The 25774-nt window shown below is 74.0% G+C and carries 25 protein-coding genes; 14 read left to right on the top strand and 11 right to left on the bottom strand.

Features of this window, described 5'->3' with window-relative positions; translation table 11 throughout:
* The first annotated feature begins 240 nt into the window (after positions 1-240).
* The 4 genes from ACFQZ6_RS05460 (at position 241) to ACFQZ6_RS05445 (ending at position 3993) form a co-directional block, all read left to right on the top strand.
* On the top strand, positions 241-1620 hold the full coding sequence (locus ACFQZ6_RS05460) for a peptidase C39 family protein (protein WP_381605218.1): 1380 nt from the start codon (positions 241-243) through the stop codon (positions 1618-1620).
* 63 nt (positions 1621-1683) lie between these two features.
* The gene (locus ACFQZ6_RS05455; RefSeq protein ID WP_381605217.1) at positions 1684-1824 is read left to right on the top strand and encodes an SCO1431 family membrane protein; all 141 of its coding nucleotides are present in this window, start codon (positions 1684-1686) and stop codon (positions 1822-1824) included.
* Between the two features lie 74 nt (positions 1825-1898).
* On the top strand, positions 1899-2570 hold the full coding sequence (locus ACFQZ6_RS05450) for a TetR/AcrR family transcriptional regulator (RefSeq protein WP_381605216.1): 672 nt from the start codon (positions 1899-1901) through the stop codon (positions 2568-2570).
* A gap of 250 nt (positions 2571-2820) precedes the next feature.
* The gene (locus ACFQZ6_RS05445) at positions 2821-3993 is read left to right on the top strand and encodes an acyl-CoA dehydrogenase family protein (RefSeq protein WP_381605215.1); all 1173 of its coding nucleotides are present in this window, start codon (positions 2821-2823) and stop codon (positions 3991-3993) included.
* A gap of 252 nt (positions 3994-4245) precedes the next feature.
* Here the strand turns inward: ACFQZ6_RS05445 and ACFQZ6_RS05440 are convergent, their stop codons facing one another.
* Positions 4246-5355: an HNH endonuclease gene (locus ACFQZ6_RS05440; RefSeq protein WP_381605214.1), complete on the bottom strand. Its 1110-nt coding sequence runs from the start codon at positions 5353-5355 to the stop codon at positions 4246-4248.
* Positions 5356-5485: 130 nt separating this feature from the next.
* Complete coding sequence (locus ACFQZ6_RS05435) at positions 5486-5923, bottom strand: hypothetical protein (protein WP_381605213.1); 438 nt, start codon at positions 5921-5923, stop codon at positions 5486-5488.
* A 235-nt stretch (positions 5924-6158) separates the two neighbouring features.
* On the opposite strand from ACFQZ6_RS05435, the gene ACFQZ6_RS05430 reads away from it, so the two are divergent.
* The 4 genes from ACFQZ6_RS05430 (at position 6159) to fxsA (ending at position 10268) form a co-directional block, all read left to right on the top strand.
* Positions 6159-6599 carry an Lrp/AsnC family transcriptional regulator gene (locus ACFQZ6_RS05430; protein WP_360223567.1) on the top strand — a complete coding sequence of 147 codons (441 nt, stop codon included), beginning with the start codon at positions 6159-6161 and terminating at the stop codon, positions 6597-6599.
* A gap of 91 nt (positions 6600-6690) precedes the next feature.
* Positions 6691-8295, top strand: coding sequence for an amidohydrolase (locus ACFQZ6_RS05425; RefSeq protein ID WP_381605212.1), 1605 nt, complete (start codon positions 6691-6693; stop codon positions 8293-8295).
* A 558-nt stretch (positions 8296-8853) separates the two neighbouring features.
* Positions 8854-9639, top strand: a complete 786-nt coding sequence (locus tag ACFQZ6_RS05420) for a polyprenol monophosphomannose synthase (protein WP_381605211.1) — start codon at positions 8854-8856, stop codon at positions 9637-9639.
* Between the two features lie 65 nt (positions 9640-9704).
* A complete protein-coding gene (gene fxsA, locus ACFQZ6_RS05415) occupies positions 9705-10268 on the top strand; it encodes an FxsA family membrane protein (RefSeq protein ID WP_381605210.1) in 564 nt (187 codons plus the stop codon).
* 115 nt (positions 10269-10383) lie between these two features.
* Here fxsA and ACFQZ6_RS05410 read toward each other — a convergent pair whose 3' ends face one another.
* The 4 genes from ACFQZ6_RS05410 to yczE all read right to left on the bottom strand — a co-directional run bounded on the left by ACFQZ6_RS05410 (position 10384) and on the right by yczE (position 13853).
* Entirely contained in the window at positions 10384-10758 is a 375-nt protein-coding gene (locus ACFQZ6_RS05410; protein ID WP_009187548.1) for an RNA polymerase-binding protein RbpA, read from the bottom strand.
* A 278-nt stretch (positions 10759-11036) separates the two neighbouring features.
* Positions 11037-12383, bottom strand: a complete 1347-nt coding sequence (locus ACFQZ6_RS05405; protein ID WP_381605209.1) for an MFS transporter — start codon at positions 12381-12383, stop codon at positions 11037-11039.
* A gap of 52 nt (positions 12384-12435) precedes the next feature.
* On the bottom strand, positions 12436-13203 hold the full coding sequence (locus tag ACFQZ6_RS05400) for a glycerophosphodiester phosphodiesterase (protein WP_381605208.1): 768 nt from the start codon (positions 13201-13203) through the stop codon (positions 12436-12438).
* On the bottom strand, positions 13200-13853 hold the full coding sequence (yczE, locus tag ACFQZ6_RS05395; RefSeq protein WP_381605207.1) for a membrane protein YczE: 654 nt from the start codon (positions 13851-13853) through the stop codon (positions 13200-13202). The genes ACFQZ6_RS05400 and yczE overlap by 4 nt, the downstream gene beginning before the upstream one ends.
* Positions 13854-13952: 99 nt before the next feature.
* On the opposite strand from yczE, the gene ACFQZ6_RS05390 reads away from it, so the two are divergent.
* Positions 13953-15452 (top strand): SCO1417 family MocR-like transcription factor, encoded by a 1500-nt coding sequence (locus tag ACFQZ6_RS05390; RefSeq protein WP_381605206.1) that lies wholly within the window; start codon positions 13953-13955, stop codon positions 15450-15452.
* A gap of 34 nt (positions 15453-15486) precedes the next feature.
* Here ACFQZ6_RS05390 and ACFQZ6_RS05385 read toward each other — a convergent pair whose 3' ends face one another.
* Both ACFQZ6_RS05385 and ACFQZ6_RS05380 read right to left on the bottom strand, forming a co-directional pair.
* Positions 15487-17280, bottom strand: a complete 1794-nt coding sequence (locus ACFQZ6_RS05385; RefSeq protein ID WP_381605205.1) for a hypothetical protein — start codon at positions 17278-17280, stop codon at positions 15487-15489.
* A gap of 62 nt (positions 17281-17342) precedes the next feature.
* Positions 17343-17537: a hypothetical protein gene (locus ACFQZ6_RS05380; protein WP_381605204.1), complete on the bottom strand. Its 195-nt coding sequence runs from the start codon at positions 17535-17537 to the stop codon at positions 17343-17345.
* 339 nt (positions 17538-17876) lie between these two features.
* On the opposite strand from ACFQZ6_RS05380, the gene ACFQZ6_RS05375 reads away from it, so the two are divergent.
* From ACFQZ6_RS05375 to ACFQZ6_RS05355, 5 genes are all read left to right on the top strand, one after another.
* Positions 17877-18269, top strand: coding sequence for an ankyrin repeat domain-containing protein (locus tag ACFQZ6_RS05375; protein WP_381605203.1), 393 nt, complete (start codon positions 17877-17879; stop codon positions 18267-18269).
* 324 nt (positions 18270-18593) lie between these two features.
* Complete coding sequence (locus ACFQZ6_RS05370; protein WP_381605202.1) at positions 18594-20012, top strand: HEAT repeat domain-containing protein; 1419 nt, start codon at positions 18594-18596, stop codon at positions 20010-20012.
* A 139-nt stretch (positions 20013-20151) separates the two neighbouring features.
* Positions 20152-21282 (top strand): glycosyltransferase family 4 protein, encoded by a 1131-nt coding sequence (locus tag ACFQZ6_RS05365; RefSeq protein WP_381605201.1) that lies wholly within the window; start codon positions 20152-20154, stop codon positions 21280-21282.
* Positions 21279-22559 carry a glycosyltransferase gene (locus ACFQZ6_RS05360; RefSeq protein ID WP_381605200.1) on the top strand — a complete coding sequence of 427 codons (1281 nt, stop codon included), beginning with the start codon at positions 21279-21281 and terminating at the stop codon, positions 22557-22559. The genes ACFQZ6_RS05365 and ACFQZ6_RS05360 overlap by 4 nt, the downstream gene beginning before the upstream one ends.
* Positions 22556-23395, top strand: a complete 840-nt coding sequence (locus tag ACFQZ6_RS05355; protein ID WP_381605199.1) for an SGNH/GDSL hydrolase family protein — start codon at positions 22556-22558, stop codon at positions 23393-23395. Before ACFQZ6_RS05360 ends, ACFQZ6_RS05355 begins: the two co-directional genes overlap by 4 nt.
* Positions 23396-23454: 59 nt before the next feature.
* On the opposite strand, the gene ACFQZ6_RS05350 is transcribed toward ACFQZ6_RS05355, so the two are convergent.
* From ACFQZ6_RS05350 to ACFQZ6_RS05340, 3 genes are read right to left on the bottom strand one after another with little or no spacing between them, the layout of a single operon-like run.
* Entirely contained in the window at positions 23455-24324 is an 870-nt protein-coding gene (locus ACFQZ6_RS05350) for a 5-oxoprolinase subunit C family protein (RefSeq protein WP_381605198.1), read from the bottom strand.
* Positions 24321-24956 (bottom strand): 5-oxoprolinase subunit B family protein, encoded by a 636-nt coding sequence (locus ACFQZ6_RS05345; RefSeq protein WP_381618088.1) that lies wholly within the window; start codon positions 24954-24956, stop codon positions 24321-24323. Before ACFQZ6_RS05345 ends, ACFQZ6_RS05350 begins: the two co-directional genes overlap by 4 nt.
* 50 nt (positions 24957-25006) lie before the next feature.
* The gene (locus ACFQZ6_RS05340; RefSeq protein WP_381605197.1) at positions 25007-25765 is read right to left on the bottom strand and encodes a LamB/YcsF family protein; all 759 of its coding nucleotides are present in this window, start codon (positions 25763-25765) and stop codon (positions 25007-25009) included.
* Between the last annotated feature and the right edge of the window lie 9 nt (positions 25766-25774).

The following is a 25774-nucleotide window of genomic DNA, read 5'->3' as shown; positions in this document are numbered from 1 at the left end:
GGAGGGTGGCACGGAGGACGGCACGGAGGGCGGCACGTCCCCATCATCCACGGTCGCCCGGCGCCGCGCGGCGGGGCCCCGGCTGGCGGAGCCCCGCAGCCAACACCACTGGTCGAGACCAATATTGCTGGACGCGCCATGGTCCCAAGTGCTGGCCCGACGGCCCGGTCAGCGGCCATAGTTGGCCCACGATCCAAGCACTGACCTGCCCCGACTTCGACACCTGGGGGTCTTTCGCCCATGAGCAGAGCCGAACAGCCGTCCCGCAGAACCGTCCTGACCGCCGCCGCCGTCGTGGTCGCCGCGGTGGGCAGCGGCGCGGGAGGGGCGGTCGCCCACGCGGCGGGCGCCGCCACGGGCCCCACCGCGGGTCCCGCCGAGGCCCCGGCCCGCCCCATCGACAACCGCGCCTGGACGACGTACACCGACTGGCGCGCCGGAACCGCCCGCGGCACCCGGGTCCTCGGCGGCGCCCGCCCCGGCGTGGCCATCGCCACCCCCGCCGGGACGACCGACTACACCGACCCGCACACCGGACGCACCGCCGCCTGGGAGTACGCCACCTGGACCTCCCCGGCGCACCGGCTGACCGTGCCCGCCACCGAGGTGATCGCCTCCTGGAACGCGCACACCCCGGACGGCACCTGGCTCCAGGTCGAGCTGAAGGGCACCTACTCCGACGGGACCGACACCCCCTGGTACGTCATGGGCCGCTGGGCGGCGGGCGACCAGGACATCCGGCGGACCTCGGTGGACGACCAGGGCGACGGCAAGAGCAGCGTCTGGACGGACACCTTCGCCATCGACGACGCCTCCACCGGCCTGCGCCTGACCGCGTACCGGCTGCGCCTGACCCTCTACCGCGCCCCGGGCTCGAAGGCGACCCCGACCGTGTGGCGGCTCGGCGCGATGGGCTCCGACATCCCGGACCGCTTCACCGTGCCCGCCTCCACCCCCGGCGTGGCCCGCGAACTGGCCGTACCGCGCTACTCGCAGGAGATCCACGCGGGCCAGTACCCCGAGTACGACAACGGCGGCGAGGCCTGGTGCAGCCCCACCTCCTCGCAGATGATCATCGAGTACTGGGGCGGACGGCTCACCGACGAGCAGCTCTCCTGGGTCGACCCCTCCTACGCCGACCCGCAGGTCTGCCACGCGGCCCGGTACACCTACGACTACCAGTACGCGGGCTGCGGCAACTGGCCGTTCAACGCCGCCTACGCCGCCACCTTCGACGGCATCCAGGGCGTCGTCACCCGGCTCGCCTCGCTCACCGACCTGGAGACGCTGGTCGCGGCGGGCATCCCGGCCATAACGTCCCAGTCGTTCCGCGAGGAGGAGCTGACCGGCTCCGGGTACGGCACCTCCGGGCACCTGATGACGGTGATCGGCTTCACCCCCGACGGCGACGTGATCGCCAACGACCCGGCCTCGCCCAGCAACGAGGCGGTGCGCCGCGTCTACCTGCGGCGGGAGTGGGAGAACATCTGGCTGCGGACCAAGCGGTACAACGCCTCCGGCAAGGTCGTCTCCGGCACCGGCGGCGTCTGCTACCTCTACTTCCCGGCCCGCCCGACCCCGCGGCAGCGCGCCGCGCTGAAGGCGGTCGGCGTGTGCTGAGCCGCGGTCCGCTGTGACCAAGCTCTCCGCCGCACGGGCGTCCGGCGGTGGCAGGGTGGACGGATGACCGCACACCCCGCCACCGCCGCCCGCGTCCGCACCGGCGGCCCCCAGGACCACGGCCCCAAGATCGTCGAGCACGCCCTCGGGTGGGTGCTCGTGATGGTCCTCGCCATGCTCGTGACCCAGCTCGGCCTGGTCTGACCCCCGCCGGGGCCGGTGACCCACCTGCCATACTGCGGTGGAGTCCCGCCCGCCCCCGTAGACCAGGGTCGAAAGTGAATACCAGTCGACAGAGCGCCACCGCCGACGACCGCCCCCGCCCCCGGGTGCGAGGCACCGAGCGCTCCCTGGCGCGGCGCGCCGAACTCCTCGCCATCGGGCGGCGGCTGTTCGCCGACAGGTCCTACGACACCCTCTCCATGGACGACATCGCCCGCCAGGCCCAGGTCGCCAAGGGACTGATCTACTACTACTTCCAGTCCAAGCGCGGCTACTACCTCGCCATCGTCCAGGACTCCGTCGCCGACCTGGTCGACTTCGCGGCCCGCGAGGCCGAGCTGCCCCAGTTGGACCGGGTGCACCGCACCGTCGAGGGCTACCTGCGCTACGCCGAGCACAACCAGGCCGCCTTCCGCACCATCGTCAGCGGCGGCGTCGGCTTCGACACCGAGGTGCAGGCCATCCGGGACGGGGTGCGCGAGGCGATCGTCGACACCATCGCCGACGGCGCCTACGGCAGCCGGGAGGTCGCGCCGGTCGCGCGCATGGGGTTGCTCGGCTGGGTCTGCGGCGTGGAGGGCGCCACCCTCGACTGGATCGACCGCCCCGGGCTGTCCCGGGAGACGATGCGGGAGCTGCTGGTGAGGACCCTCGGCGGCACCCTGCGCGCCATCGAGGAACTGGACCCCGCGTACCGCGCCCCCGCACCGGCCCGCCGCGACGCCTGAAGGGGCCGCGCGGGGGGTGTGGCGTCTCCTGGCGTTCGCCGCGGACACCCGCCGGGTACGGCTGGAAGTGAGCGGTCGTTAACCGGTGACGGGAGGTCGTTGATCGGGCATACTCACAGCGCAGCCGCTGGTCAGCCGCTTCCGAGACCCGGGAGCGGGGGCACCGGCGACCGCTGTGAGACCCGGCGGAGCCGCCACCACCCGAGACGCGCGTCCGCCGCTGTGCCCGAAAAGGGAGGAGAGCGTTTCCATGCCCGACCGCGCCCCGCAACCGGTGGACCGTCAACTGCCCACGGACGAGGCCCGGGACCTGATCTCGCTCGTCCGTGACATCGCGCAGCGCGAGATCGCCCCGCAGGCGGCCGAGGAGGAGGACGCGGGCCGCTTCCCGCGCGAGGTTTTCTCCCTGCTCTCGCAGTCCGGCCTGCTCGGACTGCCCTACGACGCCGAGTACGGCGGCGGTGACCAGCCGTACGAGGTCTACCTCCAGGTCCTGGAGGAACTCGCCGCGGCCCGGCTCACCGTCGGCCTCGGTGTCAGCGTGCACACCCTGGCCTCCTACGCGCTGGCCGCCTACGGCAGCAAGGAGCAGCAGGTCGAGCACCTGCCCGCGATGCTGGGCGGCGGTCTGCTCGGCGCCTACTGCCTCTCCGAGCCGTCCTCCGGCTCCGACGCCGCGTCCCTGCGCACCCGTGCCGTGCGGGACGGCGACGACTGGGTGATCACCGGCACCAAGGCGTGGATCACCCACGGCGGCGTCGCGGACTTCTACACCGTCATGGCGCGCACCGGCGAGGAGGGCCCGCGCGGGATCACCGCGTTCCTGGTGCCCGGCGACGCCGCGGGGCTGAGCGCCGCCGCGCCGGAGAAGAAGATGGGCATGAAGGGCTCACCCACCGCCCAGGTCCACCTCGACGGCGTACGGGTCCCGGACAGCCGCCGCATCGGGGAGGAGGGCCAGGGCTTCGCGATCGCCCTCGCCGCGCTGGACTCCGGGCGGCTCGGCATCGCGGCCTGCGCGATCGGCGTGGCGCAGGCGGCGCTCGACGAGGCGGTGGCGTACGCGGCCGAGCGGCGCCAGTTCGGCAGGCCGATCGCCGACTTCCAGGGGCTGCGCTTCATGCTGGCCGACATGGCGACCCAGATCGAGGCGGGCCGCGCGCTGTACCTGGCGGCGGCGCGGCTGCGGGACGCGGGCCGTCCGTTCGCCCGGCAGGCGGCCATGGCGAAGCTGCACTGCACCGACACGGCGATGCGGGTCACCACCGACGCCGTGCAAATCCTCGGCGGGTACGGCTACACCGCGGACTTCCCCGCCGAGCGCTACATGCGCGAGGCCAAGGTGCTCCAGATCGTCGAGGGCACCAACCAGATCCAGCGGATGGTCATCGCCCGCCATCTCGTGGGCCCGGAGACGCGCTGAACTGCCCCGGCCGCACCAGGGGCGCCGCCAGCCGCACCCACTCCGGGTCGTGGCGCCCCGGCAGGGTGCGGCCGTGGCCCGCCCACGTCCGCAGCAGATCCCGGTAGATGGGCGGATCGGCCACCTGCGACGCGGGCGCCTGCGACGGCAGCGGAACCGTTCCTGCGGGCCGACGAAAGAAAATCTGACGCTGCCGCCCGCTCACCGACTGAATGGTGCTCATACCTCCCCAACGCACCCTCGGCCCACAGGTCACCGGCGCACGGAATCGCCCGTGCGTTCCTGAAGCGCTCCGGCGCGTGGGTGTGGAGCTTGTGGCTGGTGCGTGCGCTGAGGTGGGGTCGGGTGTAGCCGCACTGCATGGTTCAGGCGCGTCCGGCGGGCCTCGATGAGGGCCCGAAGTTCACTCGGTGTAGGCCAGGGGGCACGGCGGTGAATCATCCGGTGGCAGTTGGAGCAGATCAGTGCGAGGTCGCTCAGCTTGGTCCGGCCCTCGCCCGCTTGATGCAGCGGGACGACGTGGTGGCACTCGATGTAGCCGTCTCCGCGCTCGCCGTAGACCTCTTCGAAGTCGAATCCACAAGCCTCACAGCTGAGCCGTCGCCCCTGCCGGAGCACTGCGTCGATCTTCTTCTTGCGTAGAGCCTTGTTCCGCTCCCGACTCCTGTGCCGCCGCAGCAACAGTCGTCCTTCAGGCGCGCTGTAGTCGTCCAGTTCCTCGCCCTCGTCCGGCGGGAGATTCTCGAGATCGCCCGTGGTGATGCCCTCCCGGATGAGCTGAGCCACCTCGGTCATCTCGGCCGGCCTGGCAAGGAAGTCGTTCAGTACTTCGACGTCGAGGGCTCCGCCATTGGTGGGCTTGCCTTGGTACGCCGGGTGCCGCGTGGCGATGTCGAACGTCTTTCGGGCCACTCCGTTCGGGTTACGGAACTTCTCGTTGCGATCGGCCTCCGCGTGGATCGGCATCCGTTGCAGGAGGGCAGACAACTCGATGACCCGCTGGTCGTTCGCGTCGAGCCCCTTCCAGCCGTTGGTCATCACCAGGTGGCAGGCGAGGATGACCTCATCGCGTGCCCAGTCGGGGTTTCTGACGGCTTTGACCTTGAACCCGGCTCGCCTGAGCCAGGCCGCGGCATGGTCCTTACCACCGCTGAACTCCGCAGGCAGCAGCGCCCTGCCGTGGTCCCACTTGTGCGCCACGCCAGCGATGGCCTTGGAGTCGTACCACCCTCCCTCGTGCACGAGCACGTAAGAAAGGGACTCCTTGAAGCCGTACTTCGCGAGGAAATCCGTCCGCCCCAACTGGTCGTACTCGGCAATGGCCCGCAGTACGGCGTCCCGTGTGATCGCACCTATGCGCATGGCTGAAGGTTACGGGCCCGGGGACCGCGGCCATCGCATCTCAGGCGCGCTGGACCCGCGCCACGGCGCGGCGTGGCCATGGCGCGGGGACGGAGTGAGGGGATGCTGCGGGGACCGGCGTGTGGGGCGGTCAGGCGGCGTTGTGGCGCATCGTCGGGAGCCTGAGGGGGCGGGAGCCCGGGCCGCCGACGTGGGAGAACGGCTGGGTCCGCCAGTCGAGGCCCTGAGGGAGCGTCAACAGCAGGGAGGTGTCCTGCTCCTGCGGTTCCACCGACTCGTCGGCGGGGCGGGCGTCGGAGGCCCGGCGGCCCGTACCGGCGCAGACCGTGAGGCCGAACGGGTTCCACGGTGAGGCGCACAGCGCGTGCTCCGGCAGGACCTCCTCGTCCGCCAGCAGGGCGATGGGCTGCGCGCAGTCCGGGCAGATCACCCGGAACATCTCGAAGGTGTCGTACGCGTCAAGCTCGTCGGCGTCGAAGTCGTCGGGTTCGACGCCCTCCGGCGCGGGCTCGACGACGAACTGCTGGCGCTTGGGCGCGGTACGACCAGGGCGCTTAAGACTCTGCATGGGATTCTCCCCCTCGGGCTGGGCCGTGAAGGCGCTGCGGCCTCGACCACAGCAAGCACTTCCCGTCCGGCATCCGGGGTAATCACGAGAACATTACGAGGCACGTCAGAGCCGTGTGGTCTTCGTCACATGCCGCGTGCAGGTGCCCGGCCCGGCGCATTTGTCCCCTGCGTGCGCCACGGTCCGTTCTGCCGAGGTATCCGAGGAGATCAAGCGCACTGTAGGTTCTTGCGCCATGGAGGAGCTGGACCGTCAGATCGTGCAGCTGCTCGTCAAGGACGGGCGGATGAGCTACACAGACTTGGGCAAGGCCACGGGCCTGTCCACGTCGGCCGTGCACCAGCGGGTGCGTCGGCTGGAACAGCGTGGCGTCATCCGCGGCTACGCCGCGGTGGTCGACCCCGAGGCCGTCGGGCTGCCCATGACCGCGTTCATCTCGGTGAAACCCTTCGACCCCAGCGCCCCGGACGACATCGCGGAGCGGCTGGCGGGGGTCCCCGAGATCGAGGCGTGCCACAGCGTCGCGGGCGACGAGAACTACATCCTCAAGGTGCGCGTCGGCACCCCGCACGAGCTGGAGGAACTGCTCGCGCGGCTGCGGTCGTTGGCGGGCGTGTCCACCCGGACGACGGTGGTCCTGTCCACGCCGTACGAGGCCCGGCCGCCGCGCATCTGACGGGGCTGGCGGGCGGGGCGGCACGTCCTCCCGTCGCCCTTGGGGTGCCCTCGGTGCGGAGAGCCTCCCGCCCGGGGTGAGACTGGTGCCCATGAGTGAGCGCACCGAGCCGGTCAAGACCGTTCTGCTTCGCCGCGGCGAGGTCCACAGCCCCGCCGACCCCTTCGCCACCGCCATGGTCGTCGAGCGCGGCCAGGTCGCCTGGGTCGGCTCCGAGGGCGCCGCCGACGCCTTCGCCGACGGCGTCGACGAGGTCGTCGACCTGGACGGCGCCCTCGTCACCCCCGCCTTCACCGACGCCCATGTGCACACCACCGCCACCGGCCTCGCGCTCACCGGCCTCGACCTGTCCACCGCGCCCACCCTGGACGCCGCCCTCGCCCAGGTACGGGAGTTCGCCGCCGCCCGCCCGCACGACCGCGTGCTGCTCGGGCACGGCTGGGACGCCGCCCGCTGGCCCGGCGGCCGTCCCCCGACCCGCGCCGAACTCGACGCGGCGACCGGCGGACGCCCCCTCTACCTCAGCCGCATCGACGTCCACTCCGCGGTCGTCACCACCGCCCTCCTCGACCTCGTTCCCGGCGACGTCACCCGCGAGGACCGGCCGCTGACCGCCGACGACCACCACGCCGTACGCGCCGCCGCCCTCGCCGCCGTCACCCCGGCCCAGCGCACCGAGGCCCAGCGCGCCGCCCTCGCCCGCGCCGCCGCCCTCGGCATCGGCACCGTGCATGAGTGCGCCGGGCCGGAGATCTCCGCCGAGGACGACTTCACCGGCCTGCTCCGCCTCGCCGCCGAGGAGGACGGCCCGCGCGTCGTCGGCTACTGGGCCGACCGGGACGTGGACCGGGCACGGGAACTGGGCGCCGTCGGCGCCGCCGGTGACCTGTTCGTCGACGGCGCCCTCGGCTCCCACACCGCCTGCCTGCACCAGCCCTACGCCGACGCCGCCCACACCGGCACCGCCTACCTGGACGCCGACGCCGTCGCCGCCCACGTCGCCGCCTGCACCGAGGCGGGCCTCCAGGCGGGCTTCCACGCCATCGGGGACGCCGCCGTCACCGCCGTCGTCGAGGGCGTCCGCGCCGCCGCCGAGAAGGTCGGCCTGGCCCGCGTCCGCGCCGCCCGGCACCGCGTCGAGCACGCCGAGATGCTCACCCCCGACACCATCGCCGCCTTCGCCGAGCTGGGCCTGACCGCCTCCGTCCAGCCCGCCTTCGACGCGCTCTGGGGCGGGGACGAGGGCATGTACGCCCAGCGGCTCGGTGCGGAGCGGGCGCGCACCCTGAACCCGTACGCCGCCCTGCTGCGCGCCGGTGTCCCGCTCGCCTTCGGCTCCGACAGCCCCGTCACCCCGCTCGACCCGTGGGGCACGGTCCGCGCCGCCGCCTTCCACCACACCCCCGAGCACCGGATCTCCGTCCGCGCGGCGTTCACCGCGCACACCCGCGGCGGCTGGCGCGCGACCGGCCGCGACGACGCCGGGGTCCTGGTGCCGGGCGCGCCCGCCGACTACGCCGTGTGGCGCACCGGCGACCTCGTCGTGCAGGCCCCCGACGACCGGGTCGCCCGCTGGTCCACCGACCCGCGCTCCGGCACCCCGGGCCTGCCCGACCTGCGCCCCGGCTCCGACCTGCCTGTCTGCCTGCGCACGGTGGTCGGCGGCCGGACCGTGTTCGTACGGCCGGGCGAGTGATCTACGGGGGCGGCACCGCGCCCGCCCCCGCCCGCCAGGCCACCCACGACCTGCGCATCCTCCCCGCCCGGCGGAGCGCGGCGCGAAGACCGGCGGGCCCGGCGGCTGTTGACAGGCAGCGCCCGCGGGCCGGTAGGTTCGGCCGAGTCCACCATCGGACGCCCGACCGGGGAACCTCCGCGCACTCGACGCGGCGCCGCTGGGTCAGGGACGGGGTACCGCACCGGGGCACCGTCACTGGGAGCCAGGCTCAGCGTCCGCGCCGACGAGGGAGGCGTCCGGCCGGTCGGCAAGGTGTGACCCGGGTGGGGCCCGCGCGCTCAGTAGACAACGGCTTCAGGTCGACCCGCAGCCAGCGGGTCCCAGGTCGGCCCGAAGGGCGCCGGGCCCCCATCCGCCGTACCGCCGGTCCCTGCACCTTCCGGGCGAAAGAGACCGAAAAAGCGAATCCCTACCCCGAACCCGCGCGACTCACACCGGAATACGAACGTCCCGTCACGTCAGCGCAGGCCGCGCCCACTATGGTGGACCTCTGCGTACGGACATGAAGGGGCAGCAGTGAACGACGGCGACGGGACCCCCGCGGCACAGGACCCAGGGCGGCGCTTCGGTCCGCTCGGCGATGCCCTGGTGATCATTCCGACCTACAACGAGGCCGAGAACATCACCACGATCGTCAGCCGGGTGCGCGAAGCCGTCCCCGAGGCGCACATCCTCGTCGCCGACGACAACAGCCCCGACGGCACCGGCAAGATCGCCGACGAGCTGGCCGCCGCGGACAAGCAGGTCCAGGTGCTGCACCGCAAGGGCAAGGAAGGGCTCGGCGCCGCCTATCTCGCGGGCTTCCGCTGGGGCCTGGAGCGCGGCTTCGGCGTACTGGTCGAGATGGACGCCGACGGCTCCCACCAGCCGGAGGAGCTGCCCCGGCTGCTGACCGCCCTCAAGAGCGCCGACCTGGTGCTCGGCTCGCGCTGGGTGCCCGGCGGACGGGTGGTCAACTGGCCCAAGGGGCGGGAGTTCATCTCCCGGGGCGGCAGCCTCTACTCGCGCGTGCTGCTGGACGTGCCGATCCGCGACGTCACCGGCGGCTACCGCGCCTTCCGCCGGGAGACCCTGGAGGGCCTCGGCCTGGAGGAGGTGGCCTCCCAGGGGTACTGCTTCCAGGTCGACCTCGCCCGCCGCGCCGTCAAGGCCGGTTACCACGTCGTCGAGGTGCCCATCACGTTCGTCGAGCGCGAGCACGGCGACTCCAAGATGAGCCGGGACATCCTGGTGGAGGCCCTGTGGCGGGTCACCACCTGGGGCGTGGGGGAGCGGGTCAGCCGGGTGCGGCGGCGCCGCTGACCGGGCCGCCGTCGCCGCGCGGCCCGCTTATCCCGCGCTGAGCCGGGGCCAGGCACACTGGAACCATGACGACTGGCGCTCCGACTCCCACCCGACCCGCCCGGCCCCGGCGCTCCCGGCTGCGGACCTTCCTGCCGCTGGCCGTCGCGGCCTGGCTGGTGCTGGAGATCTGGCTGCTGACCGTGGTCGCGGGGGCCGCGGGCGGACTGACGGTGTTCCTGCTGCTCATCGCCGGGCTGGTGCTCGGCACCATGGTCATCAAGCGGGCGGGCAGGCGCGCCTTCCAGAACCTGAACGAGGCGCTGCAGCGGGGCACACCCCCCTCCCGCGGCGGCGGCAACGGCAACGGCCTGACGATGCTCGGCGGCCTGCTGCTGATGATGCCGGGGCTGATCTCGGACGCGCTGGGCCTGCTCCTGCTGGTGCCGCCGGTGCAGAAGGCGGTGAGCCGCTACGCCGAGCGCACCTTCGAGCGCACGCTGCGCACCGCCCGCCCCGGCACCCTCGGGGGCGCCTTCCAGCAGGCCCGTATCTACCGCCCGGACGGCAAGGTGGTCCAGGGCGAGGTCATACGGGACGAGCCGCGCGACGACCGCCCCGAGGAGCCCCGCCCGCCGCTGAACCGCTGAGGTCGCGGGCGCGCTCACGGCTTCCGGCATGACCATGACCGCGGGCGCCGTACAGATCAGATCCGTACGGCGCCCGCGGTCAGTCAGTCACGTGCCTGGTTGTCGCGGCCCTCGGCTACGCGCTCTTGCGGCTGTCCCTGGGGTGCACCGCAATGTTCATCGCACCGGAACGCAGGACGGCGAGACGCTCCTCAAGGACCTCTTCGAGTTCCTCGCGGGTGCGCCGCTCCATCAGCATGTCCCAGTGCGTACGCGCAGGCTTGGCCTTCTTCTCCTCCGGACCGTCGCCGTCTACGAGAAGTGCTGGGGCCCCGCAGACCTTGCACTCCCACTCCGGCGGGATCTCCGCCTCGACCGAGAAGGGCATCTCAAAGCGGTGCCCCTTCTCACATGCGTACTCCACGGCCTGGCGCGGGGCCAGGTCGATGCCGCGGTCCGTCTCGTAGCTGGTCACCACGAGGCGCGTGCCGCGAAGAGCTCGCTCACTCATGAATCGTGCCTCCCGGGCTTGTCGCCCACAGGACAGGTGTCGCTGTCGTCGTCATCCGGTCAACGTCCGGTCGGCGGTAAAGATTCCCGTTCCGAGTCCCGTTCCGGGTCATGCGTCGCCGTCGTAGCCGCAGCCTTGTCAACCAGTGCAGTACCCACCGGCGCCCGGTTTGTCACATCTGCAAGGAGATGTCACCCAGCGTTTCGGCATCTTTGACGCGCAGTAACGGTACGCCTGGCAGGCCAAACGCGTACACTACCGCCCTTTCGCTCCGAGTGCTAAATCCTGTCGGGCACCGGATTGCCCGCGTCGGCGATCGCCCGCCGCAGCGGCACCCGCGCGAGCAGTACGAAGCCCAGTACGAAGAAGGCCACCAGCGAGATGATCGCGTCCCGGTAGCTGCCGGTGAGCTGGTACGTCAGGCCGAACAGCAGCGGGCCGAGCCAGCTCATGCCGCGGTCGCTCAGCTCGTAGGCCGAGAAGTACTCCGCCTCCTTGCCGGGTGGGACCAGGTGGGAGAAGAGGGAGCGGGAGAGCGCCTGGCTGCCGCCGAGGACCAGCCCGATGCCCGCGGCCAGCGCGAAGAACCACACCGGCTCCCCGGCCGGGAGGAAGTACCCGGCGCCCAGCGTGAGCGTCCAGGCGACCAGCGAACCGAGGATCGTGCGCTGGGCGCCGTAGCGGCGGGCCAGTCGGCCGAGCGCCAGCGCGCCCGCCACCGCGAGCACCTGCACCAGCAGCACGGCGACGATCAGCGTGGACTGCTCCAGGCCCAGCTCCTCGGAGCCGTACACGGACGCCTGGGAGATCACCGTCTGGATGCCGTCGTTGTAGAGGAGGTACGCCAGCAGGAAGGACAGGGTGAGCGGGTGGCGGCGCATGTCGCGCAGGGTCTCCGCGAGCTGCCTGCGGCCGGGCAGGGCCGCCTCCCGCGCGGGGGAGCGGCGGTCGCGCAGCCGTCGTAGCGGGATGACCGCGAAGGCGCCCCACCACAGACCGGCCGAGGCCAGGCAGATGCGGACGGCCGTGGACTCCGAGACGCCGAAGGAGTCGTGGCCGAGGTAGAGCACCAGGTTGGCGACGAGCACCAGGGCACCCGACGCGTAGCCGAGGGCCCAGCCGCGCGAGGAGACCGCGTCGCGCTCCTCGGGCGGGGCGATCTGCGGGAGGTAGGAGTTGTAGAGCATCATCGCCACGCTGAACGCGGCGTTGGCCACCACGAGCAGCACACCGCCCAGCAGATAGCGCTCGCCGTCCAGGAAGAACATGCCGGTCGTCGCCGCGGCGCCCAGATACGCGGCGGCCGCCAGGAGCGGCTTCTTGCGGCCGGTACGGTCGGCCGCCGCGCCCACCAGCGGCATCGCCAGCACGGCCACGATCACCGACAGGGACACCGCGTAGGGGAAGAAGGAACCCGCGCGCACCGGGACCCCGAGGGGGCGGACGAAGCCGTCGGCGTCCGCCGCCGCCTTGGCGACCGACGTCAGGTACGGGCCCAGGAACACGGTGAGCACGCTGGTCGAGTAGACCGAGCAGGCCCAGTCGTAGAAGTACCAGCCGCGCTGTTCGCGCCGTCGCCCGGCTGTCTCGTCGGCCGCCTGTGCCCGCACGGTGTCGGTGCCCACCCGTGCCCTCGCTTCCCCGTGCCCGTGCCGCCACGCAGGCAGCGGACCGGGGTCAGACCCAGGCGCCCCGCTCCTCCATGACCTTGCGCAGTGTGTCGATGTGATCGGTCATGATGCCATCGACGCCCAGGTCGAGGAGACGGTGCATCCGCTCCGGCTCGTTGATCGTCCAGACGTGCACCTGGAGCCCGCGCGCGTGGGCGGTACGGACGAAGCGGTGGTCGACCACCTGGATGCCGGACTGCGCCTCGGGCACCTGCGCCGCCACCGCCGAGCGGCGCAGCGCCGCCGGAACGCCCCAGGACCGCAGCCGCAGGTTGAGCACCCCCCGGGTGCCGTACGACGTCGCCAGGCGCGGTCCGGCCAGCCGCTGGGCGCGCACCACCCGGGCCTCGGAGAACGAGCCGACGCAGATCCGGTCCCAGGCGTCGGCGCGGGCGATCAGGTCGAGCAGCGGGTGCAGCGCGGGCTCCGCCTTGACGTCCACGTTCCAGCGGACCTCGGGGAACGTCTCCAGCAGCTCCTCGAAGAGCGGCACCGGCTCGCGGCCCGCCACGCGCGCGTGCCGTACGTCCGCCCACGGCAGGTCGGCGATCCGGCCCGCCCCGTCGGTCACCCGGTCAAGGGTCGCGTCGTGGAAGGCGACCAGCCTGCCGTCGCGGGTGGCGTGCACGTCGGTCTCCAGGTAGCGGTACCCGGTCTCGACCGCGCGCCGGAACTGCAGGACGGTGTTCTCCAGTCCGTCCGCCGCGCCGCCCCGGTGGGCGAACGGGATGGGGCCGGGGTGGTCGAGGTAGGGGTGGCGTATCCGCGGGGTCACCGTCGCAGTATCGCGCGCCGCGGTGGCGCGGCGGCAACGACCGTGCTGCCGCCGGATGCCGGGGGGACGGCGAAGACGCGCAGGAAGAGCTGGGCGAGCGGACCGATCGACAGCGCGTACAGCAGCGTCCCGACGCCGATGGTGCCGCCCAGCGCGAAGCCGGTGACCACGACGGCCACCTCGACCGCCGTGCGCATCAGGCGGATCGAGCGGCCGGTGCGCCGGTGCAGGCCGGTCATCAGGCCGTCGCGCGGGCCGGGTCCGAAGCGGGCCGCGATGTAGAGGCCGGTCGCCACGCCGTTCAGCACGATCCCGGCCAGCAGCAGCGGGACGCGGACGGCGAGGGCGTGCGCGTCGGGGACCAGGGCGAGGGTGCCGTCCATCGCGAGGCCGACGACGAAGACGTTGGAGACGGTGCCGAGCCCGGGGCGCTGCCGCAGCGGGATCCACAGCAGCAGGACCACCGCGCCGACGATGATCGACACCACGCCGATGGTCAGGCCGGTGCGTTCCGCGAGGCCCTGGTGCAGCACGTTCCACGGCTCCAGGCCGAGGCCCGCGCGGACCAGGAGGGCGGAGCTGGCGCCGTACAGCGCGAGACCGACGTAGAGCTGCGTCAAGCGGCGCGGGACGTGTCCCTGCGTAGGCATAAAGTGCCCCCCGATGGTGGAGTGGACTGGCGCGTGCCACTCTGTGGCTTGTGCAGCAGGGCCATCCATGGCCAATTCGGGGAAGGTGGACTGATTCGCATGGCGCAGTGGACCTCGGCGGTGGGGGCGGCGCAGCTCGCCCGGCTGCTCATGTCGCAGCAGGAGCGGCCCGCGGGCCCGGGGACGCGCCGTCCGCCCGCCTACCGCGCGCTCGCCGACGGCATCCGGCTGCTGGTGCTCGAAGGGCGGGTCCCGGTGGCCGCCCGGCTGCCCGCCGAGCGCGAACTCGCCCTGTCGCTCTCCGTCAGCCGTACGACGGTCGCCGCCGCCTACGAGGCGCTGCGCGGCGAGGGGTTCCTGGAGTCCCGGCGCGGGGCCGGTAGCTGGACCGCCGTACCAGCCGGTAACCCACTGCCCGCGCGGGGCCTCGAACCGCTGCCGCCCGAGGCGCTCGGCTCGATGATCGACCTCGGCACCGCCGCGCTCCCCGCCCCCGAGCCCTGGCTCACCCGGGCCGTACGGGGCGCGTTGGAGGAGCTGCCGCCCTACGCGCACACGCACGGCGACTACCCGGCCGGGCTGCCCGCGCTGCGCGCCACGATCGCGGACCGGTACACCGCGCGCGGGATTCCCACCATGCCCGAGCAGATCATGGTGACGACCGGGGCGATGGGCGCCATGGACGCCATCTGCCACCTGTTCGCGGGGCGCGGTGAGCGGATCGCGGTGGAGTCGCCGTCGTACGCCAACATCCTCCAGCTCATGCGGGAGACGGGCGCCCGGCTGGTGCCCGTGGCGATGGCCGAGGGGCTCGCCGGGTGGGACATGGACCGCTGGCGGCAGGTGCTGCGGGAGGCGGCGCCGCGGCTCGCCTATGTCGTCGCGGACTTCCACAACCCGACCGGCGCGCTGGCCGACGAGGACCAGCGGCGGCGGCTGGTGGAGGCGGCCCGCTCGGCCGGGACCGTGCTGGTCGCGGACGAGACGATGACCGAGCTGTGGCTGGACGACGACGTGACCATGCCCCGTCAGGTGTGCGGGTTCGACCCCGCCGGGTCCACGGTGATCACCGTCGGGTCGGCCAGCAAGGCGTTCTGGGCGGGGATGCGCATCGGCTGGGTGCGGGCCGCCCCGGACGTGATCCGCAGCCTGGTCGCCGCCCGCGCCTACGCCGACCTGGGCACACCGGTGCTCGAGCAGCTCGCCGTCAACTGGCTGTTCGGCACCGGGGGGTGGGAGCAGGCGGTGGAGATCCGCCGTGCGCAGGCCCGCGACAACCGGGACGCGCTGGTCGCCGCGGTACGGCGGGAGCTGCCCGGCTGGGAGTTCGAGGTGCCCCGCGGCGGGCTCACGCTGTGGGTGCGCGCCGGGGGGCTGTCGGGGTCGCGGCTCGCGGAGGCGGGGGAGCGGGTGGGCGTCCGGGTGCCGTCCGGGCCCCGCTTCGGAGTCGACGGCGCCTTCGAGGGGTATGTGCGGCTGCCGTTCACCGTGGGCGGCGCGGTGGCCGAGGAGGCCGCGGCGCGGCTGGCGGCGGCGGCGCGGCTGGTGGAGAGCGGGGGCGCGGCGGGCGGGGAGACGCCGCGGACGTTCGTGGCGTAGCCGTACGGCGGGTCCGTCCCGTGCGGGCTCCGTCCTACGGGGTCTCCGCCGCCGCCTTCGCCGGGACCGGGTCCGGGGCCAGGGCCGGGTCCTGGTCCTGGTCCGGGTCCGGCTGGTCCAGGGTGGGGACCGGGGTGCGCCGGGGCGCGGGCTCGGGGGCCGGTTCGGCGGGGGACTCGGGGGCGGGCCGCTCGGTGACGGGTTCGGCCGGGCTCTTGGTGAGGCTCTTCTTGAGGTGCTCCGGTGCAGCCTCGGTCTCCGTCTCCCTCTCGGTCCCGGTCTCGGCTTCGACCCCGGTCCCGATCTCGCCGTCCGCCGGGGTCGTGCGCGGCGGCAGCAGGTCGAGGACCGCCCGCCGGTGCGCGTCCGAGGTCGCGTCGTCGTACGGGTCCGGGGTCGCCGGGACCTGGAGCCGCAGCACCGGGCCGGTGCCCAGCCGGGCGTAACCGCGGCCGGGCGGGACCTGCGTGACCGGCGTGGTCTGCGGCCGGGCGCCGAGGTACTCCTCCAGTTGTACGGCGGTGGCGGGGCCGAGGACGACACGCGCGCGCGTGTGCTGCCGTACCGGCTCGCTCAGCGCGTCCACGCAGTCGAACTGCTCGGCGACGACCACCGTGACGCCCACCGCGCGGCCGTGCCGCAGCGGGACCTGGAGCAGGGACTGCGGGTCCTTGTGGCCCTCCGCGGCGGCGATGTGGGTGAAGGCGCTGGGGCGGTCCAGGAGGAGCCACAGGGGACGCCTGGTGTCGTCCGGCGGCGGATCGCCCGCCTGCCGGGCGCGGTTGACAGCGATCAGACGGCGCTCCGTCTCGTGCGCCGCCCACTCCAGGCTGGTCAGCGCCCCGGCGAGCGCGCACTCGACGGCGAGGACGCCGTCCCGGCCGGTCAGGCAGGCGTACTCGCCGGTGCCGCCGCCCTCGATGATGACGACGTCGCCGTACTGGAGGGCCTGGAGCGCGATGGAGCGCAGCAGGGTGGAGGTGCCGCTGCCGGGCTGGCCCAGCGCCAGCAGGTGGGGCTCGGTGGAGCGCAGGCCGGTGCGCCAGACGACCGGCGGGGTGTCGTGCCGCTCCTCGCCGTAGGTGAGGGGCAGCGTGCGCTGGACCTCGGTCGGGTCGGTGAAGCCGAGGACGGTCTCGCCGGGCGCGGTGACGAAGCGCTGCGCGGCGACGTCGGTGGGCAGGGGCGCGAGGGCGGTCACCGTGAGCTGGTTGCCCTCCTCGTCCCAGTCGAAGTGGTACTCGCGGCCCCGGCCCGACTTCGCGGTGAGCAACTGCTCGATGCGCGCGCGGGACTCGGGCTCGCCGTCGGTGAAGTAGGCGGGGTAGTCGATGACCAGCCGGGTGAGGCGGCCCGAGGCGTCGAAGTCGTACGCCGTCAGGGCCTTCTCCCAGTCGCCGCCGTGGCTGTAGACCGGCTCGGGGTCCTCGGCGGCGGAGAAGTACGGCACCAGCGCCTCGTAGAGCGACCTGAGCCGCTGGGCCTGGGTCTCGTCGGGGCCGTCCGGGGCCGGTGGGGTGCGGTCCCGGCCCTGCCACGCCGCCGCCGCCATCAGGGTGATGACGGCGAGCAGCGGGCCGTACGGCACGAGGGCGACCACCAGGATCACCGAGGCCACCAGGAACAGCAGGGGACCCCGCCTGTCCTTGGGGGTGTCGGCCCACTTGCGCCGCCCGGCCGAGGCCAGTCGGCGCAGCCCGCGCGTGATGGTGATCAGCGGGTGGAGGACGTCGGTGGCGCTGTCGGCCGCCGTCCGGGCCAGCTCCCGGCTGCGGGCGAGCTGTGCGCTGCCGTTCGTCAGGATGCGGGGGAGGGGGCGCCGGGCCACTGCTGTCTCCTGGTGGTGCGTACGGGTGGGTGGGGAGTGGGGGTGGGGGACGGGGGGACGGGTCAGAACTTGATGCCTCCCAGGAGGCTCGCGAGGCTCTCGCCGCCCGCCTTGATGCTCGGGGCGATCGCGGTACTCGCGAGGTAGAAGCCGAACAGGGCCGTGATCAGCGCGTGCGACGTCTTCAGTCCGTCCTTGCGGAGGAAGATGAACACGACGATGCCGAGCAGGACGACGCCTGAGATGGAGAGAATCATGAGGTCTCCTGGTGTGAGGGGACAGTCACCATGAGTACTTCCAGGCTCACAGCATGTATCCATACGACAAAAGGTGCAACTGAGTGAAATTCCCGGAATTTCGCCCGGGTGGCCGAGGTGGTGTCGGCGCGTCTGACCAGCGCGGTTGCGTCCTGGCGGCGCATTGGTGATCTTTGCCGCGGGCGCGGCCCGCCATGTGCGCGTTCAGCAAGTACCCTGGCGAATCACCCGGACGGCCGCACCGCTCGCGGCCGTAGCACCCTGTCGTACCCGTACGCCCTGGCGACGCCTCGGCGTACCCGCAGTCCCCGAAGCTCGTAGTGAGAGGCGGTCCCGCCGATGACCGAAGTCCCCGACCCCGAGGTCGTGGAACTCGCGACCAAGATCTTCGATCTGGCCCGGCGAGGGCAGACCGAGGCGCTGGTGGCCTATGTCGACGCGGGTGTTCCGGCCAACCTCACCAACGACCGCGGCGACTCCCTCGTGATGCTCGCCGCCTACCACGGCCACGCGACCACGGTGCGCGCGCTGCTCACCCGGGGCGCGGCGGCGGACCACGTCAACGACCGGGGTCAGACGCCGCTCGCGGGGGCCGTCTTCAAGGGTGAGCCGGAAGTGATCAAAGCCCTTCTGGAGGGCGGCGCCGACCCCGCCGCGGGAACTCCCTCGGCCGTTGACACAGCCCGCATGTTCGGCAAGACGGAACTGCTGGAATTGTTCGGCGCACACTGATCCGAACGCCCTGACCTGCGCGGAAACCTCGCCAGGGCAGGTAAAGCACGGAAAACGGGGGAGGCGGGAGAAGGCCGCCGGAAATTTCGGTCGCGGTACGGATAACCGCCGAGTCATCATGACGTCGTGATTCACGGACGCGATGGCTGGGCAGGTGTTGCCGCACCGCGCGGACCGTGATGGGTCCGTTCGGGCCACTTGACGAGAGGCAGAGGAAGATGGTCTACAGCAAGCAAGAGACGGCGGGCGCCCCGACGTGTTGTCACGCGGCCAGGTAGTGCACGTTCCCCGGTTGCGTCGACGCTTGATGTGAGGCTGTTTCCCATGTTCGATCCGGTCATAGCGCCCAGCGGTACGCTGCTCGGCCTGCTCCAGCGGGGCCGCGGCGACGGCACACTGCACGCGCTCACCGCCCCCCGCGCGGAAGCGCTCGCGGCACTGAACCAGTGCGTGCTGAGCGACCCCCGCCACGACTGGCAGGTGGAGAACCGCTCCCTCTACTACGCCCGTCTCTACCTCGACCTGAGCGGCGAACTGGACGCCATCGAGGCGCACCTGTTCGACGCCGAGGACATCCTCGACAGCGACGAGTCCCGCACCGGACTCGCCCTCGCCGTCCTCGGCCACCTCGCCTCCTACGGCCGCCGCGACGCGCTCGACCTGCTGCGCAGGTACGCCGCCGAGGGCTCGAACTGGGCCTGGGCCCTGGACGAGCTGGCGCTGCGCGACGACGACGCCGGGCTGCGCGCCCTGGCCGTGCCCGTCCTCGCTCGGTTCCCCGCCGACGCGCAGGGCGAGGCCGAGCTGGCCGTCGCCGTACGCGACGCGTTCGAGCCGCGGCCCTGGCGGCTGTGGGCGGAGGACCCGCGCGAGGCGATCGCCACGCGCGTGCGCGCCGCCCAGGAGACCGGCTGCTTCGACCGCTGGCAGCGGCAGATGCGGCCCTCCGGGCCCCGCCCCGGCTGGAGCGTGCGGGCCGTGTTCGAATGGGCCCAGCAGGGCCTCGAACGCGGCGCCGCCCTCCATGTGCCCGCCGCCCGCTGTCTCAGCGCCGTCGCGGGCCCCGAGGACCGGGCCGAGATCGTGCAGGCCGCCAAGGACGGCTCCGACGGCGCCCGCTGTACCGCCCTGCGCTACCTCGCCGACGGCAACGACTCCGACGCCCTCGACCTGATCGACAACGCCGTCGCCACCGGCACCGCGGTCGTCGTGGAGGCCGCCGTCGACGCCTTCGAACGGATGCGCGGCGTCGCCGCCGTCGACCGGGCCCGCGGCTGGGCCCAGCGGCCCGACGCGCTCGGCGCCGCCGCCGGACGGATGCTCGCCTGCCGCGGCACCGCCCGGGACAGCGACCTCGTCCTCGGCGCCCTGCGCGAGGCCGTCCGCACCGAGGGCCCCGACGCGCCCACCCTGTGGACCCTCACCGACGGCGCCGGACGGCTCGGCATCGCCTGCGCGGCGCCCGTGCTGCGCCACGTCTACCGCGAGACCGCCTCCTCCCACCTCCGCGGCCGGGCCGCCCGCGCGCTCGCCGCCACCGACCCCTCCTTCGCCACCGGGTTCGCCGTCGAATGCCTGTGGGACTGCGAGGAGACCACCCGCGAACTCGCCGCCCGGCACGCCGAGACCGGCGACGCCCGGGTCGTGGAACGCCTGCGGCGACTGGCGGCGGATCCAGCCGAGGAGGACGAGGTCCAGACCGCCGTACGCAGCCGGATCGGCCCCGACGCGCCCGCAGTGTGAACGAGGGGTGACTCGCGGGTCAGGTGCGCGTGGACGCGCCCTGACCTGCGCATGTGCCGATCCAGAAGCTCATGGGACGTTCCTCGCCAGGAAAGATCCACGTTGACGTGGCCACGTCCGGTACGGCGACAACACCCGTATGCGTGTCGTCATCGTGACCGAATCCTTTCCCCCCGATGTGAACGGCGTGGCACACTGCGCGCTCCAGACCGCCCGACACCTCGTCGACCGCGGTCACGCTCCCCTCGTCGTCGCACCGGCGCCCGCTCCGGGCAGCAAGGCCGACGCCACCCTGGCGCCGTGCCCCGTGGTCCACGTCCCCTCCCTCCCGCTCCCCGGCTACCCCCAGGTCCGCGTCGCCCTCCCCAGCCGACGCCTGGCCGCCGCGCTCATCGAACACCGCGCGGACGTCGTCCACCTGGCCAGCCCCTTCATCCTCGGCGTGCGCGGCATGGCCGCCGCCGCCCGGCTCGGCATCCCCGCCGTCGCCGTCTACCAGACCGACCTGGCCGGGTACGCCCGCACCTACGTGGGCGCCGGTGAGGCCGCCGCCTGGCGGCGGATCCGCTCCGTGCACTCCGCCGCCGACCGCACCCTGGCGCCCTCCAGCGCCTCCCTGGGCGACCTGGAGGCCCACGGCGTGCCCCGGGTACGGCTGTGGCCGCGCGGCGTCGACACCGACCGGTTCCGCCCCGACCGCCGTGACGCCGCCCTGCGCCGCGAACTCGCCCCCAACGGCGAGCTGATCGTCGGCTACGTCGGCCGTCTCGCCCCCGAGAAGCACATCGACCTGCTCGCCGGGGCCTGCGCCCTGCCCGGCGTGCGCGTCGTCGTCGTGGGCGACGGACCGAGCCGTCCCGGCCTGGAGGAGGCGCTGCCCGGCGCGGTCTTCCTCGGCCGCCGCGGCGGGGACGACCTCGCGCGGATCTTCGCCTCCCTGGACCTCTTCGTGCACACCGGCCCCTTCGAGACCTTCTGCCAGACCGTGCAGGAGGCCATGGCCAGCGGCGTGCCGGTCGTCGCGCCCGCCGTGGGCGGCCCGCTCGACCTCGTCGACCACGGCCGTACCGGGCTGCTCGTCCCGCCGGGCGACGCCGACGCCGTACGCGACGCGGTGGCCGCCCTGGCCGCAGACCCCGCGCTGCGCGCCGCCTACGGCACCGCCGCGCGCGCCACCGTCGAGGGGCGCACCTGGGCGGCGATCGGGGACCGGCTGATCGAGCACTACGAGGACGTCCTCGCCGCGCGGGCGGCGGTGATGGCGGCATGAGCGGGCTGCGGATCGTCCGGCTGGCCAACTTCGTCGCGCCCGCCTCCGGGGGCCTGCGCACCGCCCTGCGCGAGCTGGGCCGGGGCTTCCTGGCGGCGGGCCACGAGCCGGTGCTGGTGGTGCCCGGCGAGCGGCACACCGACCGCGACACCGAACAGGGGCGGGTGATCACCCTGCCCGGCCCGTTGCTGCCCGGCACCGGCGGCTACCGCGTCCTCACCGACAAACGGCGCGTGGCCGCCCTGCTGGAGGACCTCGCCCCCGACCGCCTTGAGGTCTCCGACCGTACGACGCTCCGGTGGACCGGGCGGTGGGCACGGCGCGCGCGGGTGCCCGCGGTGATGGTCTCCCACGAGACCGCCGACGGCGTGCTGCGCACCTGGGGGCTCTCCGAGGGCATGTCCCGGCGCGCCGCCGACGCGCTCAACACCCGCACCGCGCACGCCTACGCGCGCGTGGTGTGCACCACCGAGTTCGCCGAACGGGAGTTCGTCCGCATCGGCGCCACCAACGTCGTACGGGCCCCGCTCGGCGTCGACCTGGTGACCCGGCACCCGGCGCTGCGGGACCCGGCGGTGCGCGAGCTGCACGCGCGCGTGGGGGAGCGGCTGCTGGTGATGTGCTCCCGGCTCTCCGTGGAGAAGCGGCCCGGCACCGCGCTCGACGCCCTGGAGGCGCTGCTGCGGCGCGGTGAGAGGGCGGTGCTGGTGGTCGCCGGGGACGGGCCGCTGCGCGGGCGGCTGGAGCAGCGGGCGGCCGAACGGGACCTGCCGGTGACCTTCCTCGGGCACGTCGCCGACCGCGCCCTGCTCGGCGCGCTCCAGGCGTCGGCCGACGTGTGCCTCGCGCCGGGGCCCGCGGAGACCTTCGGGCTCGCCGCGCTGGAGGCCATGGCGTGCGGGACGCCCGTCGTGGCCAGCGCCTCCTCCGCGCTGCCCGAGGTGATCGGCGCCGCCGGGGCCACCGCCGCCGACCACGGGGACGCCTTCGCGGACGCCGTCGCCCTGCTGCTCGCGCGGGGTGAGGCCGAGCGGCGGGAGGCGGCACGCGCGCGTGCGGAGTGCTTCGGGTGGGACACGGCGGTGGCGGCGTTCCTCGCGGCGCATGACGCCGGGGGTGCCGGGCGGGTGGAGGCCGTCGATCGGGTGGGGATTGTCGATCGGGTGGGGGCTGTCGATGGGGTGGAGGCTGTCGATCGGGTGGTGGAGGCCGTTGATCGAGTGGTGGCCGTCGACCGGGTGGAGCCGCCCGCCGTCTCGCGCGGGGGCGTGGCATGAGACCCGTCCGGTTCGTGGCGCTCGGTGACTCGCTCACCGAGGGCGTGGGCGATCCCGTGGGCGGCGGGTGGCGCGGCTGGGCCGCACTGCTCGCCGCCGACCTCGGCGAGCGCCCGGCCGAGCTGACCAACCTCGCGGTCAGCGGGGCCCAGACGCGTGACGTGCTGGAGACCCAGCTGCCCGTCGCCCTCGACCTGCGGCCCGACGTCGTGTCCGTCCTCGTCGGCGTCAACGACACCCTGCGCCGCACCTTCGACGTCCATGCAGTCGCCGCCCGGCTCGACGAGGTGTACGCCGCCTGCGCCGCGCAGGGCGCGGTCGTGCTGACCGCCTGCCTGCCCGACCCCGGCGCGATGCTCGGGCTGCCGGGCGCCCTGGCCCGGCCGCTGGCCCGACGGCAACGCGCCGTCAACGCCGTGGTGCACGCGCTCTCCCGGCGGTACGGCGCCGTCCACCTGCACGCCGCCGAGGGCGCCTGGCTCACCGACCGCGCGATGTGGAGCGCCGACCGGCTGCACCCCGGGGAGCGGGGCCACCGGCAACTTGCGGTGCGCTTCCACGGGCTGCTGGCGGGCGTGGGGCTGGCGAGCGGCGCCGGGCCCGCCCTGGAGCCGGAGTTCCCCGCGCCGAGCCGCGCGGCGCGGCTGCGCTGGCTGGCCACCGCGGGCACCGGGTGGGTGGCCCGCAGGTGCACCGACCTGCTGCCGCAACTGCTCCGCCTCGCCGCCGACGAGATGCGCCACCGCGCGCGCGGGACGAGCGCCCGGCTCGACCTGCGCACGGCCCACGCGGTGTCCACGGCACTGACGGCGTTGGCGGAGCCGGAGGCGGCGTAGGGGCTTTCGGTGGTTACGGCTTCAGCGGCGGGGGCGGACGGCTGTGTGACGCCACGGCTTCAGCGGCGGCGTACGGGCAGGAAGCGGACCGGCGTGCCGGGGCGTGCCTGGGCCGCCGCGGAGAGGTCGGCGGCGCGGACGACGGCGATCACCGGGTAGCCGCCGGTGGTGGGGTGGTCGGCGAGGAAGACGACCGGACGGCCGTCCGGCGGGACCTGGACCGCGCCCAGCACCATCCCCTCGCTGGGCAGTTCACCCGGCCGTGCCCGCTCCAGGACGGGCCCCTCCGTGCGCAGCCCGACGCGGTTGCTCGCGGGCGACACCCGGTACGCGCGCGTGGTGAGCGTCCGCAGGGCGTCGGGCGTGAACCAGTCGTCGCGGGGGCCGGGCGTCACCCGCAGGAGGAGTTCCGGCGCGGGACCGGGCTGCGGGGCGACGTCCACGCGCGCGTGCGGTCCGGTCGCCTGCCCCAGGGGGAGTACGGCGCCGTCCGTGAGGGGCGCGGGGCCGAGCCCGGAGAGCAGGTCCGTCGAGCGGCTGCCGAGCACCGGCTCGACGGCGATGCCACCGGAGAAGGCGACGTAGCTGCGGACGCCGGACACCGCCGCGCCGACGTCCAGCAGCGCCCCGGCGGACACCCGCACCGGGGCGCCCCAGGCGACCGGGCGTCCGTCGACCGTGACCGGGCAGGGCGCGCCACCGACCGCCACGGTGACCGTGGAACGGGGGCGCACCGCACAGCCGTTGACCGTGGTCTCCAGGACGGCCGCCTCGCGCGGGTTGCCGACCAGCCGGTTGACGAGCGCCGCCGCGGGCGCGTCGAGCGCGCCGGAGCGGGGCACGCCGAGGTGGGCGTGCCCAGGGCGGCCGAGGTCCTGCACGGTGGTCAGGGCGCCGGGGCGGACGACGGCGAGGGCGCGGTCGGTCATGCGGTCACCGCCGGGGCGGGTGCTCCGACCGGGACGAACCGCACGCGCGTGCCCGGCGACAGCAGCGCGGCCGGTACGCGCGCGTGGTCCCACAGCACCGCGTCGGTGGTGCCGATGAGCTGCCAGCCGCCCGGCGACGAACGCGGGTACACGCCCGTGTACGGCCCCGCGAGCGCCACCGCGCCCGCGGGGACGGCGGTGCGCGGGGTGGCCCGGCGCGGGACGTCGTAGCGGGGCGGCAGCCCGGTCAGATAGCCGAAGCCGGGCGCGAAGCCGCAGAACGCGACCCGGAACTCGGTGCCGGCGTGCAGCACGGCCACCTCCGCCTCGGTCACCCCCCAGTGCGCGGCGACGTCCGGCAGGTCCGGGCCGTCGTAGCGCACCGGCAGTTCGACCACCCGCCCCGCGCGCGGGGCCACGGACGGCACCGCGGAGGCGGCCAGTTCGGCGGCGAGCCGGGCCGGGTCGGGGACGCCGTCGAGCAGGACCGTGCGGGCCGCGGGCACGATCTCGCGGACCGTGAGCGTGCCCTCCGCGCGGCGGCGCAGCAACTCGGCGTGGAGGGCCTGCGCCTCGTCGCCGGAGGACACCTCGACGAGGAGGGCGTCGTCGCCGACGGGCAGGGTCCTCATGCGGGCGGGCGGGTCCTGTGCGGTGGGGGCGGGCTGGACGGGCAGGGCGCTCATGCGAAGGACTCCACCCGGACGCCCGCCCGCTCCAGCCGCTCCCGGACCCGCCGGGCCAGCTCGACCGCGCCCGGCGTGTCGCCGTGCAGGCACAGGGAACGCGCGTGTACCCCGACCCGGGCGCCGGAGTGCGCGGTGACGGTCCCGGAGCGGGCCAGGGTCACCGACCGCTCCACCACCGCCTCCGGGTCGGTGAGCACGGCGCCCTCGTGCCCGCGCGGAACGAGCGTGCCCTCGTCGGTGTAGGCGCGGTCCGCGAACGCCTCGGAGACGTCGGTGAGGCCCGCCTTGGCCGCCAGTTCCAGCAGCCGTGAGCCGGGCAGGCCGAGCACCGGCAGCGTGTCATCCGCGAGGAGGACGCCGTCGATGACCGCGCGGGCCTGCTCCTCGTCGTGCACGACCCGGTTGTAGAGCGCGCCGTGCGGCTTGACGTAGGCCACGCGGGCGCCCGCCGCGCGCGCGAAGACCTCCAGGGCGCCGATCTGGTAGGCCACCTCGGCCGTCAGTTCGGCGGGCGGCACGTCCATCGCGCGCCGCCCGAACCCCGCGAGGTCCCGGTAGGAGACCTGCGCGCCGATCGTCACCCCGCGCTCGGCCGCCAGCTCGCACACCCGGCGCATGGTGGCCGCGTCCCCGGCGTGGTAGCCGCAGGCCACGTTGGCGCTGGTGACGACGGACAGCAGCCGTTCGTCGTCGGTGAGCCGCCAGCGGCCGAACCCCTCACCGAGGTCGGCGTTCAGATCGATCGAGGTCATGGACCCTCT

The organism is Streptomyces flavalbus, from assembly GCF_042674625.1.
Taxonomy (GTDB): domain Bacteria; phylum Actinomycetota; class Actinomycetes; order Streptomycetales; family Streptomycetaceae; genus Streptomyces; species Streptomyces flavalbus.
The sequence above is the reverse complement of the archived record's forward strand: the minus strand, read 5'-3'. Positions and strand labels throughout refer to the sequence as shown.

What these genes read in the sequence shown, in the direction of transcription:
- ACFQZ6_RS05440 (WP_381605214.1), bottom strand. Translation starts at nt 5,355, where the DNA reads ATGCGCATAGGTGCGATCACACGGGACGCCGTACTGCGGGCCATTGCC.
- ACFQZ6_RS05425 (WP_381605212.1), top strand. Translation starts at nt 6,691, where the DNA reads ATGAGTGAGCGCACCGAGCCGGTCAAGACCGTTCTGCTTCGCCGCGGC.
- ACFQZ6_RS05350 (WP_381605198.1), bottom strand. Translation starts at nt 24,324, where the DNA reads ATGACCGACCGCGCCCTCGCCGTCGTCCGCCCCGGCGCCCTGACCACC.
- ACFQZ6_RS05360 (WP_381605200.1), top strand. Translation starts at nt 21,279, where the DNA reads ATGAGCGGGCTGCGGATCGTCCGGCTGGCCAACTTCGTCGCGCCCGCC.
- ACFQZ6_RS05345 (WP_381618088.1), bottom strand. Translation starts at nt 24,956, where the DNA reads ATGAGGACCCTGCCCGTCGGCGACGACGCCCTCCTCGTCGAGGTGTCC.
- ACFQZ6_RS05375 (WP_381605203.1), top strand. Translation starts at nt 17,877, where the DNA reads ATGACCGAAGTCCCCGACCCCGAGGTCGTGGAACTCGCGACCAAGATC.
- ACFQZ6_RS05460 (WP_381605218.1), top strand. Translation starts at nt 241, where the DNA reads ATGAGCAGAGCCGAACAGCCGTCCCGCAGAACCGTCCTGACCGCCGCC.
- yczE (WP_381605207.1), bottom strand. Translation starts at nt 13,853, where the DNA reads ATGCCTACGCAGGGACACGTCCCGCGCCGCTTGACGCAGCTCTACGTC.
- ACFQZ6_RS05390 (WP_381605206.1), top strand. Translation starts at nt 13,953, where the DNA reads ATGGCGCAGTGGACCTCGGCGGTGGGGGCGGCGCAGCTCGCCCGGCTG.
- ACFQZ6_RS05430 (WP_360223567.1), top strand. Translation starts at nt 6,159, where the DNA reads ATGGAGGAGCTGGACCGTCAGATCGTGCAGCTGCTCGTCAAGGACGGG.
- ACFQZ6_RS05455 (WP_381605217.1), top strand. Translation starts at nt 1,684, where the DNA reads ATGACCGCACACCCCGCCACCGCCGCCCGCGTCCGCACCGGCGGCCCC.
- fxsA (WP_381605210.1), top strand. Translation starts at nt 9,705, where the DNA reads ATGACGACTGGCGCTCCGACTCCCACCCGACCCGCCCGGCCCCGGCGC.
- ACFQZ6_RS05340 (WP_381605197.1), bottom strand. Translation starts at nt 25,765, where the DNA reads ATGACCTCGATCGATCTGAACGCCGACCTCGGTGAGGGGTTCGGCCGC.
- ACFQZ6_RS05435 (WP_381605213.1), bottom strand. Translation starts at nt 5,923, where the DNA reads ATGCAGAGTCTTAAGCGCCCTGGTCGTACCGCGCCCAAGCGCCAGCAG.
- ACFQZ6_RS05410 (WP_009187548.1), bottom strand. Translation starts at nt 10,758, where the DNA reads ATGAGTGAGCGAGCTCTTCGCGGCACGCGCCTCGTGGTGACCAGCTAC.
- ACFQZ6_RS05445 (WP_381605215.1), top strand. Translation starts at nt 2,821, where the DNA reads ATGCCCGACCGCGCCCCGCAACCGGTGGACCGTCAACTGCCCACGGAC.
- ACFQZ6_RS05365 (WP_381605201.1), top strand. Translation starts at nt 20,152, where the DNA reads ATGCGTGTCGTCATCGTGACCGAATCCTTTCCCCCCGATGTGAACGGC.
- ACFQZ6_RS05355 (WP_381605199.1), top strand. Translation starts at nt 22,556, where the DNA reads ATGAGACCCGTCCGGTTCGTGGCGCTCGGTGACTCGCTCACCGAGGGC.
- ACFQZ6_RS05380 (WP_381605204.1), bottom strand. Translation starts at nt 17,537, where the DNA reads ATGATTCTCTCCATCTCAGGCGTCGTCCTGCTCGGCATCGTCGTGTTC.
- ACFQZ6_RS05370 (WP_381605202.1), top strand. Translation starts at nt 18,594, where the DNA reads ATGTTCGATCCGGTCATAGCGCCCAGCGGTACGCTGCTCGGCCTGCTC.